Raw genomic sequence first — 11,147 nt, 5'->3', positions numbered from 1 at the left:
CTCCCCACCAGCCGACCGCCGGCCCAGAGCGCCCGACTTACCCAAGACACGCCCACTCGGACACCACAAGGCCGACGGCTCGCATATCGGCAGGTGCATGGCCGCGCCCCACCGGCGTTGGGGTCAGGCGGCTTTGGGTTCTTCTTCGGCCGGGGTCGTCAGGGCCCATTGGTCGGCGGTGTCGCGGGCCAGCTGGCGGTCTTCGTCGGTCAGGGGGCCGCTTCGCTGGGCGGGGCGGAAGTCGACGGTGCCCCGGTTCAGGTCGGGGCCCAGGGTCATGGCCTCGACCTCGGCGGAGAAGCGCCACTGGTCGTCGCGTTCGTACTGGCGGATGCGCAGGCGGCCGGTGAGGACGACGGGTGTGCCGCGCCGGAGTTCGGACGCGTTGACGTTCTCGGCGAGGTTGCGCCAGCAGTTGACCGTGACGTGGAGGGGCTCGTCATCCTGCCACTGGTTGGTCTGGCGGTCGAAGCGGCGGGGCGTGCAGCCCACCCGCAGGGAGAGGAACGGGGTTCCGTTGGACGTTACGGCGTAGCGGGGCTCCGCGGCGACCCAGCCGGTGATGGTGACGTGCGCCTCGTTCACTGTGACCTCCGTTGTCTCGGTTGCGAGACCAACGGTGGCCCAGCGCGCAGGCGGGCGGCAGGGGGCCGGGGAATTGTGGATAACTCAGCCGAGGGCCAGGTCGACGTCCTCGCGGAAGCGGGCGTAGATCTCCAGGTCGTCCTCGATGGGCTCGACGACCTTCTCGAAGGCGACGCGCTCGATGCCGAGCCGCATGTGGTGCTCCATCTTCTCGCCGTGCTTGGCGGACGACAGCGCGACCAGGTTGCGGCAGGCGGAGGCGGTGAGCCAGCCCATGCCCAGCGTGCAGACCACCAGGACGGCCACGTAGGGGATGAGGCCCGCCTGGCCGATGAGGCCGCCCGGGTCGTCGCCGCCCGCGCCGAGGAGGCCGTAGGCGACGAGGAAGCCGATCCACACGACGCTGAGGACGGCGACCAGGACCAGGAAGTACTGCCAGGTCTTCACCAGCCACCACCAGCGCGGCACCGCGTTGAAGGTGGGCAGGGCCTCCTTCAGCGACTCGCCGAGCGCCTCGGGGATCTCGGTGGCGTGGGAGCGGGCCGCGGCGCGGACGGAGCGTCCCCAATGGGTCGGGAGGTCGGGGGTCAGGCCCTCGGTGACGCTCTGGAGCGCGTTGTCGACGTCGCCCTGCTGGGCGCCGATCGGGCCGGTGAAGGCGTTGCGGAGCTCCTCGCGCAGTTCGGTGAGGCGCATCCGGCGCAGGGGGTCGGAGCGGAGCCGGTCGACGATGGCGGTGACGGGCCAGCCCACGAAGTCGGCGGCGCGCAGCTCGTAGGCGCTCTCCATGGCCTCGGCGACGGCGGGCGCGCCCGCGGCGTCGGTCAGGGCCTGGATCAGCTCGGCGCGGCGGCCGTCGTCGACGGTGGTCGGCGGCTCGGCCTCGAAGCGGTAGGCGGTGAAGCGCTCGGCGACCCGGTCGACGTCGGCGGACAGGCGCTCGGTGCGGGCGCGGCGGGCGGCGACGGTGTCGATGAGGACGTCGCGAAAGCCGTGCACGCCGTCGTCGGCGACGGCGGAGGTGGTCACGATCCGCGGGTCGGCGAGGCCCTCGGCCTCCAGCAGGCGGCGCAGGTCGGCGACGCAGTCGTCGATCTCGTGCGGGGCGAGCCGGTCGACCTGGTTGAGGACGATCAGCGTGACGCCGGTGTGCCGCGCGAACGGGACGATGTAGTTGCGGTGCAGGGCGGCGTCGGCGTACTTCTGCGGGTCGACGACCCAGACGAGGAGGTCGGCGATGGTGACGAACCGGTCGACCTCGGCGCGGTGCACGGCCTGGATGGAGTCGTGGTCGGGCAGGTCGATCAGCACGAGGCCCTGCAGGCCGGCGTCGGCGCGCTCCAGGTCGAGGGCGCTGGCGCGGGCGTAGCGGTGCCGCTTGTCGACGTCGAGCCAGTCGAGCAGCGGCCCGGCGCCGTCCAGCCCCCAGACGCAGGAGTGGGCCTTGGACGTCATCGGGCGGCGCATCCCGGTCGGCGACAGTTCGAGCCCGCAGATCGCGTTGAACAGCGAGGACTTGCCGCTGCCGGTGCCGCCGGCGAGGGTGACGACGGTGTGGTCGCCGGACAGCCGCAGCCGCTGGCCGGCGCGGTCGAGCAGCGCCCCGGCGTCGTCGAGGACGGGCTGCTCGAGCCGTCCGTACCCGGTCTGGACGAGCCGGTCGAGCGCGCCCAGCCGGTCGACCAGCCCGGGCGGGCCGGTGGGCACGGCCGCGGGGGCGGCCTCGCCGAGCGTCGGGATCCCGCCGGTCGCCGCCGGCGAGTTCGCGGGGAGGGCCGAGGTGGTCATCGGGCGACCTCGAGGTTGTAGGTGGCCTGGTACAGCTGGACGGGGACGGTCTCGTCCGGGATGCCGGCCGAGTCGAGCACCTGCCCGAACCGGATGGCCTCCTCGTCGAACAGCATCCCGATGCGGCTGCGCAGGTCGGCGCGGGCCTTGGCGCCCATGCCGCGCAGCGACTCGGCGCCGAACAGCGCCTTCAGCAGCCGCTGCGGGACGGCGCTGTTGCCGCCCTCGACGGCCACGTCGGACGTGCCGTAGCCGAGCAGGCCGATCATCAGGACGAGGGAGACCGCCTCGGTGTCGAACGAGACCAGCTTCGCGACCGAGCGCTTGGTGACGCCCTCGGTGCGGATCAGCTCCTGGACGTGGTCCTGCCAGGAGCTGACGGCCCGGGTGACGCGGCGCGCCAGCTCCGGGGAGACGTGCGCGAGGTCGGCGTCCACCCCGGCGAGGACCTGCCGCCCGGACGGGTGGTCGCGCCAGCGCGCGATGACCTGCTCGGCGCCGTGCTCGGCGGACGCCATGATCAGTGATTCGAGCCCGCTGCGCAGCGCCGCCTTCAGCGCGCGCACCCGGGCGGGGCTGCGGCGGCCGGCCCGGCGCCCGGCGGCCCGGCCGCGCCGGGACCGCTGCACGTGCAGGGCCTTCAGCAGGTCGCCGGTGCCGGCGAAGTCCTGCCAGCGGGCGAGGACCTCGCCGCGCAGCAGCGAGCCGTTGCGGGTGGCCTCGTCGAGTTCGGCGAGGGCGGTGCCGTACCCGGCCTCGACCTCGCGGGCCAGCTCGGCGCGCTGCCCGACCTGGGCCTCGACCTGCCGGGCGACCTCGGGGACGCGGGTGCGCAGGCTGTCCAGGACGGCGGCGAGGGTGTCGCTGATGACGATCTCGCGGTCCTCGGCGTCCTCGGCGACGCCGATCAGCCATTCGCGGATGTCCTCGACGGTCTCCTCGGGGAGCCGGCTGTTCTCGATGCGTGTCTCGGGGATGGTGAAGCGCTGCGCGTCGCCGACCTCGTGCTCGTCCAGCATCTCGCCGAAGTGCTCGACGACCTCGGCGCCGGCGCCGCCCGGGACGCGGGACAGGACGACGCCGATCGTGGCGCCGTTCTCCTTGGCGCGCTGCAGCATCTGCCACACCTGCGCGTCGGCGTACCGGGCGGCGGTGGTGACGCACAGCCACAGGTCGGCGGCGGCCATCAGCTTGGTCGCGAACTCGTAGTGGTCCTCGAAGACGGAGTCGAAGTCGGGGCTGTCGAGCAGCGCGAGGCCGGGCGGCAACACGTCGCTGCCGATGATGACCAACTGGTCACCGGCGATGGCGTCGGGCGCGGGGCCGCGGACGCGCCCCATGCCGGGCAGCATCGGCCCGTTCATGAACCACTCGGTGTGGTCGGGGTGGCAGACCAGGATGGGGCTGCTGGTGGTGGGGCGCAGCACGCCGGTGGCGCTCACCCGGGCGCCGACGAGCGTGTTGACCAGCGTGGACTTGCCGGCGCCCGTCGACCCGCCGAGCACCACGAGCATCGGGGCGCCGGCGGCCTGGATGCGCGGCAGGACGTAGTCCTCCAGTTGGCCGCGCAGCTCGTCGCGGGCCTCGCGGGCCTCCTGCACGCCGGGGACGTCCAGCAGCAGGTCGAACGCGCCGAGCTGGTCGCGCAGCGCGGTCAGCGCCCGGATCAGCTCGCCCTGCCGGACCGTGCCGCCGCCGGCCGCGGGGGCCGGCCGGGGGCCGCGGCGCCGCCCGCCCCTGGCCCTGCCCCTGCTCTTGCCGGACGGGGCCGCCTGCTCCGGCGCGTCCGGGGTCTCGGAGGCGCCGGGGGTCTCGGGGGTCTCGGAGGCGTCGGGGGTTTCGGAGGTCTCGGGGCTGTCCTTGTCAGGCACGGCGTCCTTCTCGGGCACGGCGTCCAGACCGGGCGCGGAGTCCTCGATCCCGCGTTCCCGGCCGGCGGCCTCCTCGTCGTGGACCGCGCTTCGCTCTGCCGGGGGTGTCACGGATCCCGTCCCATGTCCGCTCGAATCACGTCGATCTCTCGTGCCACGTTCACCACGTCGCCGACGACCACGATCGCCGGGGGTCGGACGCCGGCGGCGGACATCTCGTCGGCCACCGTGCCCAGCGTCGCCGTCAGCGCGCGCTGGCCGGGGAGCGTGCCGTCCTGTACCACGGCCACCGGCGTGTCGGACGATCGACCATAGCGCATGAGCGCCGGTGCGATGAGCGCCATCCGCTCCACCGCCATGAGCAGCACGATCGTCCCGTTCGCGCGGCCCAGCGCGGCCCAGTCGACGGTCGAGGCGGGGTGGCCGGGCGGGACGTGCGCGGAGACGACGTGGAACTCCTGCGACACCCCGCGGTGGGTGACCGGGATGCCCGCGGCGGACGGCACGGCGACCGCGCTGGTGATGCCGGGGACGACGGTGACCGGGACGCCGTGCCGGGCGCAGTACAGGGCCTCCTCGCCGCCGCGCCCGAACACGAACGGGTCGCCGCCCTTGAGCCGGACGACGAAGCGGCCCGCCCTGGCGTGCTCGACCAGGTACTCGTTGATGCGGTCCTGGGTGACGGTCCGCCCGTAGGGGATCTTGGCGGCGTCGATCACCTCGACGTCGGCGGCCAGCTCGTCCAGCAGGCCGCCGGGGACGAGCCGGTCGGTGACGACGACGTCGGCCATGGCGAGCAGCTGCCGCCCGCGCACGGTGATCAGGCCGGGGTCGCCGGGGCCGCCGCCGACGAGCGCGACCCCCGCGGGCTTGCGCCGGGAGTGCCGGGATTCGAGCGCGCCGTCGCGCAGCCCCTCGACCACGGCGTCGCGGATGCCGGCGGCACGGCGCGGGTCGCCGCCGAGCAGGACGCCGACGGTCGCGTCGCCCGCGTGCCCGCTCGCGGGCGTCCAGGCGGGGGACGCCTCGGCGTCGTCGGCCCGGACGGCCCAGATCCGCGCGGCGTCGGCCTCGGCGACCACGTCCCCGTTGACGCCGGGGTCGTCGGTGACGGCCTGCACGAGCCAGGCGCCCCGGCAGTCGCCGCGCTTGTACGGGCGCTGGTGCCAGGTGATCCGGCCGTGGTCGGCGAGGCCCTCCAGGGTCGCGGTCACGGCGGGCGAGACGAGGACGACGTCGGCGCCCGCGTCCAGGAGCGCGGGGACCCGGCGCTGGGCGACCCGGCCCCCGCCGACGACGAGGACGCGTCGCCCGGCGAGTCGCAGGCCAAGCAGGTACGGGGGCACGTGGTGGTTCTCTCGACGACGGTGACCGGCAGTGTCTTCGAGGAACAAAGGTACTCGGGATGTCGAGTCCGTGGAGAGGGGCTCCGCCCGTTCGATAGCCGAGCGTGACTCAAGCCGTGATCACGCCGTTACGGCTGCCCGGCGTCCTTCTCGCTGACGCCGGCCGAGTCGAACGTGGCGACCTCGTGCAGGACCCGCACCGCGCCCTGGACCAGCGGCAACGCCAGCAGCGCGCCGGTCCCCTCGCCGAGCCGGAGCTCCAGGTCGACCAGCGGCCGCAGGCCGAGCGCCTCGACCGCGGCGGCGTGGCCGGGCTCGGCCGAGCGGTGCCCGGCGACGCATCCGGCGAGGGCGTCCGGGCACAGCGCGGCGGCGGCCAGCGCGGCGGCCCCGGCGATCACCCCGTCCAGGACGACCGGGACGCGCAGCGCGGCCGCGCCGAGGACGAATCCGGCGATCGCGGCGTGCTCCAGCCCGCCGACCGCCGCGAGCACCTCCAGCGGCGGCCTGCCCCGCTCGGGGAGCCCGTGCCGGGCGAGGGCCGCGCGGACGACCTCGACCTTGTGCGCGTGGGTGGCGTCGTCGATGCCGGTGCCGCGGCCGGTGACCCGCTCGGGCGGCAGCCCGGTGAACGCGGCGATCAGTGCGGCGGACGCGGTGGTGTTGGCGATCCCCATGTCCCCGGTGATCAGGCACCGCGCGCCGTGGCCGGCCAGCTCGCGGGCCGTCTCGATGCCCGTCTCGACGGCGCGGCGCGCCTGCGCGCCGGTCATCGCGGGCCCGGCCGTCATGTCCGCGGTGCCCGGCGCGATCTTGCGCCGCAGCAGGCCGGGGCCGTCGTCCAGCTCGGCGGCGACGCCGACGTCGACCACGCTGACACCGGCGCCGACCTGGGCGGCGAACGCGTTGACCACGGCTCCGCCGGCCAGGAAGTTGGCCACCATCTGCGCGGTGACCTCCTGCGGCCACGGGGTGACGCCCTGGGCGTGGACGCCGTGGTCGGCGGCGAACACGGCCACGGCGGCGGGCTCGGGCAGCGGCGGCGGGCACTGCCCGGCCAGCCCGGCGAGCCTGACCGACACCTCCTCCAGGACGCCGAGCGACCCGGGCGGCTTGGTGAGCCGCGCCTGGTGGTCGCGGGCGTCCCGCATCGCCGCCTCGTCCAGCGGCCCGATGGCGGCGATGGTCTCGTCGATCAGGTTCACAGCGTCCTTCCTGGATCAGATACCGAGTTCACCCAGCACGCCGAGCAGCCGGTCATTGGACGGACGGTCGCGCACCGCGATCCGCAACCAGTCGGAGCCCAGCCCTGGGAACGTGTCACCGCGCCTGACGGCGTAACCACGCTGCCTTAGCAAGGCCCTGATGCCGAGGGCATCGGGCACGCACAGGCACAGGAACGACGCTCGCGCCTCAGGGACGACGTAGAGGCCGCGTCCGGTGAGCTCCGCCGCCAGCCGGTCACGCTCCCTGCCCAGCTCGACGGCCCACGCCTCGGCCTCGGCGACGGCCTCCGGAGAGGAGCACGCTTCGACGGCGACGAGCGCGGGCGTCGACACGGCCCAGAGGGGTTGCGCCTCTGCGAGCCGCCCCACCAGATGGGGGTCGGCCAGGACGTACCCTGCGCGGAGCCCGGCGAGCCCCCATGTCTTGGTGAGCGACCTGATGACCACCACGCCGGTGGGGAGCCGGCTGGCGAGGGACTCGGGTTCGCCCGGGACGACGTCCATGAACGCCTCGTCCACGACGACCGTCCGGCCGGGCCTGGCGAGGGCCGCGACGGCCTCGGACGGGTGCAGCACCGACGTGGGGTTGGTCGGGTTGCCGACCACGACGAGGTCGGCGTCCTCCGGAACGAGGGCCGGATCGAGGGTGAAGTCCTTGCTGAGGATCACCCGCTCCACCTCGTGCCCGGCGGCGCGCAGCGCGGCCTCGGGCTCGGTGAACTGCGGGTGCACCACCACCGCCCGCCGCGGCGCGAGGACCCGCGCGAGCAGCACGAACGCCTCCGCGGCACCGGCGGTCAGCAGTACCTCCTCGACGGACCTGCCGTGCCGGCGCGCGACGGCCCGGCGGGCCGGGCGCGGGTCGGGGTAGGCGGCGAGGTCGGCGACCGAGGCCCGGATCCGCTCGGCCAGCCACTGCGGCGGCATGCCGGTCCGGACGTTCACGGCGAAGTCGGCGAGCCCGTCGCCGACCTCCGCGTCCCCGTGATGGCGCAGGTCGACGTTCATGGGCGGCCCGCCTCGCGCCCGGCCCCGTGCCCCGCGCCGTGCCCCGCGCCGTGCACTGCCCCGTGCCCGGCACCGTGGCGCCCGGCCTCGAACTGCCCCGCCTCCAGGTACAGGAGCGCGTTGACGGCCGCGGCGGCGACCGCCGAGCCGCCCTTCTCCGAGACGTTGCTGAGCTGCGGCAGCCCGCTGGCGCGCAGCGCCTCCTTGGCCTCGCGGGCGCCGACGAAGCCGACCGGCATGCCGATGACGAGGGCGGGGGCGACCCGGCGCTCGATGATCTCGAAGATCGCCTCCGGCGCGGAGCCGACCACCCAGACCGCGCCCGGCCCGACCTCGGAGTACGACAGCCGCACGGCCGCCGCGGACCGGGTGATGCCGGCGGCGCGCGCCATCCGGGCGGCGGCCGGGTCGGCGGCGTGGCAGATCGGCTCCCGCGCGGTGATCCCGGCGGCGACCATGCCCTCGTCGGTGACGACCGGCGCCCCGGCGTGCAGCGCGGCCCAGCCCTGGTGGAGGTGCTCCTCCCTGGTCAGCAGGTCCACCGCGTACTCCAGGTCGGCGGTGGCGTGGATCACCCGCTCGGCGACGGCGCGCCACAGCGGCGGCATCGGCGACAGGTCGACGCGGGACCGCAGGATCTCGTACGACCGGACCTCGATCGGGTGGGGCTGTCGGACGGTCAACTGCGCTCCTCCAGTGCTCCGGATCCTTGCCTCCGGACGGGGTTACCAGGGTTTCACGCCTTACGGGGCGGTACGTCCGGATCGGCCGGGGTCGCGCGGCGGGGCTCGGCGGGCTCGACCGGCTCGCCGGGCGGCGCCGGGATCGTCTCGATCGGACGGTCCGTCCGGGACGGCCGCCGCACCGGGGCCGGGGCGTCCCGCTCACCCCAGACGACGATCACCGGGTCTCCGGGCTCCTCCGGTGGGGTCAGCCGGGTCGCCTGGAGCTGGACGGCGCCGGGGGTGAAGCCCTGCTCGTCCAGGATGCCCAGTATGACCCGAACATCGGCGGGCGTGCAGAGGGCGACGAGCCGGGACGGCCTGAGCTGCGCGCACACCCGGACGGCCGCCGGCCCGCCCCGGCCGACGAAGACGGCGTCGGGCGCGGGCAGATGACCGGCCGCGGACTGGACGTCCCCTGACGCCATCGCGACCTTGGCCGCGTGCAGCCGGACATTCTCCCTGATCCTCCTGCACGCCGCGTAGTCGCGGTCGATGGCGACCACGGCGGCGCCGAAGCGCGCGCACTCGATGCCCACCGAGCCGTCGCCGGACTCCACGTCCCACACCATGTCGCCGATCCCCGGGCCGAGCTTGGCCAGCACGAAGGCCCGGACGTCCGGGCGCATGCCGGGGCCGTCGCCGAACGCGTCCTCAGGCAGCGCCCATCCGGCGGGAGCACGCCGCGGCCCGGCGAACCAGCCCGTCTCCCCCAAGGCGTGACGGTTGTCCAGCACGAGCACCACGCCGGGGTTGTTCCACGGACGAGTGGTCGCCTCCGCCGGACGGACGTACACCACCCGTTCTCTAGGCCCGCCCAAGTCCTCGCAGACCACGAACGAACGCGGAGTGACCGGGAACAGCGCGCGCGCCAGTTCGGCCGGCCCCGCCCCAGGCCCGGTCAGCACGGCCACCTTCGGGTGGGCACGGCATGCGTTCACGGCATGCCGCAGATGCCCGCCCCTGGCGGAGACGACGAGAGCGTCCTCCCAGGGCAGGCCCGCTTGAGCGAAGGCACGCGCCACCAAGGGCGTCGCAGGGATCGCTTCCGGCGCATGCCCTTGTTCGAGCAACTCCCGGACGATCCCGAAGTAGCCGGGGTCGCCGTCCACGACGACCACGACGTCCTGCTCGGTGACATCGACCCCTCGCAGGGCCTCCACCACGTCCGTTGCGGCGACCTTGCCGGCGTCCGGCGCCAAGGGAAGGCGCTCCAGCAGCGCGGGCTCCCCCACCACCAGCGCGGCGCTCTCCAAGGCCACCTGAGCCGCCTCCGGAAGCGGCGAACCATCACAGCCGACGACCGTAAGCATCGCCCTGCCCTACCAATCGCCCTGCCCTACCAATCGCCCTGCCCTACCAATCGCCTACCGTGCCACTCGCCTACTGAGACACCCGTACCCCAGGTCGCCGCCCAGCTTGCCCGCGGGGGCCGCTCACCGGGCCATGCGGCCGTACATGCCGACCATGCGCTCACCGGCCGCGTCGAGCAGGACGACCTGCGCGGCGAGCGGGCTGTGCGGCGTGCCGGCGGCCTCGGCGGCGAGGCGCTCCAGCTCCCCGGCCGTCCGGCGGCACAGCTCCCGCCCGCAGGGCCCGAGCCGGCCCGCCGCCTCCCACAGCGCGTAGGCGTCCCGGGGGGTCGCCACCCGCGAGACCTCCCCGGCGAGCGCGACGCCGCAGTCCATGTCGAGGGTGATCGACTCCAGCAGGCCCGCCGCCCCGCCGAGCACGGCGACGTGCTCGGCCATGCCCGCGACCAGGACGATCTGCGCGGTACCGTCCTTGACCGCCGTCGCGACCGCCTCGCGCACCGCCCCCGCCGGGACGAAGCAGTCGTCCGGCGGCTTCGGCAGCATCCCCCGGGCGGCGCCGCGCGCGCCCTCCCCGTACAACACGAGCGTCCGATCCGTTGCGGTCACTGGTACCGTCCCTCCTCTTCGTCGGCAACGAGCCTCGCGGAGGCGCCGTCCGGGTGCGGGCGCGGCGCGCCGGGCAGCGGCGGATCGGTCCCGATCCGGCTGAAGACGATCATGTCGCGGCTGACGCCGTCCGCGTCGCGCTCGGCGCCGCGCGCGACGCCCTCCCGCAGGTAGCCGGCCTTCTCGGCGACCCGGACCGAGGCGTGGTTGGTGACCATCGCGCGCAGTTCCACGCGGAACAGCCCGCAGTCGTGCAGCGCCCAGTCGGAGACCAGGCGGAGCGCCTCGGTGGCGTAGCCGCGCCCGCGCGCGCCCGGCCGCATCCCGTAACCGACCTCGGACGTCAGATGGGACCAGTCGACCTTGAACAGCCCTATGGTCCCGATAAGGTCGCCCGTGTAACGCTCTGTCACCGCGAGATGGATGCCCAGACCGAAATGCTGAACCTTGTGGACGCCCTCCTGGAGGAACCAGGCGATGGGCTCGGCTTCCAGCGCGGTCGGGAAGTTCGGCGGGAGGAAGTCCTCCCCGGCGCGGATGACCTCGATCAGCGCGCCGGCGTCGTCCAGGCCGAACGGGCGGAGGACGAGCCGCTCGCCCACCAGGCGCACGGTCCCCTCGAAGGCGTTCACCGGCGCTCCCCTCAGGCCGCCCGCCCAGCGCGGGCCGCCCGCACAGA

10 protein-coding genes are annotated in these 11,147 nt (G+C 74.7%); all 10 read right to left on the bottom strand.

The genetic code is table 11. The features are described from left to right. Positions 1 to 123 precede the first annotated feature (123 nt). The gene (locus E1284_RS18775; RefSeq protein ID WP_131940636.1) at positions 124 to 585 is read right to left on the bottom strand and encodes a single-stranded DNA-binding protein; all 462 of its coding nucleotides are present in this window, start codon (positions 583 to 585) and stop codon (positions 124 to 126) included. An 84-nt stretch (positions 586 to 669) separates the two neighbouring features. Then, entirely contained in the window at positions 670 to 2,373 is a 1,704-nt protein-coding gene (locus E1284_RS18770) for a GTPase family protein (protein ID WP_131940634.1), read from the bottom strand. After that, a complete protein-coding gene (locus E1284_RS18765) occupies positions 2,370 to 4,355 on the bottom strand; it encodes a GTPase family protein (RefSeq protein WP_243714584.1) in 1,986 nt (661 codons plus the stop codon). The genes E1284_RS18770 and E1284_RS18765 overlap by 4 nt, the downstream gene beginning before the upstream one ends. Continuing rightward, a complete protein-coding gene (gene cobA, locus E1284_RS18760; RefSeq protein ID WP_131940632.1) occupies positions 4,352 to 5,590 on the bottom strand; it encodes a uroporphyrinogen-III C-methyltransferase in 1,239 nt (412 codons plus the stop codon). The genes E1284_RS18765 and cobA overlap by 4 nt, the downstream gene beginning before the upstream one ends. 128 nt (positions 5,591 to 5,718) lie before the next feature. Further along, the gene (cobT, locus tag E1284_RS18755; protein WP_131940630.1) at positions 5,719 to 6,795 is read right to left on the bottom strand and encodes a nicotinate-nucleotide--dimethylbenzimidazole phosphoribosyltransferase; all 1,077 of its coding nucleotides are present in this window, start codon (positions 6,793 to 6,795) and stop codon (positions 5,719 to 5,721) included. A 15-nt stretch (positions 6,796 to 6,810) separates the two neighbouring features. Then, positions 6,811 to 7,824 (bottom strand): Rv2231c family histidinol phosphate aminotransferase CobC, encoded by a 1,014-nt coding sequence (gene cobC, locus E1284_RS18750; RefSeq protein ID WP_131940628.1) that lies wholly within the window; start codon positions 7,822 to 7,824, stop codon positions 6,811 to 6,813. Then, on the bottom strand, positions 7,821 to 8,507 hold the full coding sequence (locus E1284_RS18745; protein ID WP_131940626.1) for a precorrin-8X methylmutase: 687 nt from the start codon (positions 8,505 to 8,507) through the stop codon (positions 7,821 to 7,823). The genes cobC and E1284_RS18745 overlap by 4 nt, the downstream gene beginning before the upstream one ends. Positions 8,508 to 8,560: 53 nt before the next feature. After that, a complete protein-coding gene (gene cbiE, locus E1284_RS18740; protein ID WP_131940624.1) occupies positions 8,561 to 9,859 on the bottom strand; it encodes a precorrin-6y C5,15-methyltransferase (decarboxylating) subunit CbiE in 1,299 nt (432 codons plus the stop codon). 123 nt (positions 9,860 to 9,982) lie between these two features. After that, positions 9,983 to 10,468, bottom strand: coding sequence for a hypothetical protein (locus E1284_RS18735; protein WP_131940622.1), 486 nt, complete (start codon positions 10,466 to 10,468; stop codon positions 9,983 to 9,985). Continuing rightward, the gene (locus E1284_RS18730; RefSeq protein WP_131940620.1) at positions 10,465 to 11,100 is read right to left on the bottom strand and encodes a GNAT family N-acetyltransferase; all 636 of its coding nucleotides are present in this window, start codon (positions 11,098 to 11,100) and stop codon (positions 10,465 to 10,467) included. The genes E1284_RS18735 and E1284_RS18730 overlap by 4 nt, the downstream gene beginning before the upstream one ends. Positions 11,101 to 11,147: the final 47 nt, after the last annotated feature.

The sequence above is a fragment of the Actinomadura bangladeshensis genome (genome assembly GCF_004348335.1).
Taxonomy (GTDB): Bacteria; Actinomycetota; Actinomycetes; order Streptosporangiales; family Streptosporangiaceae; genus Spirillospora; species Spirillospora bangladeshensis.
Note: the sequence above shows the minus strand (reverse complement) of the source record. Positions and strands in the feature narration are given on the sequence as shown.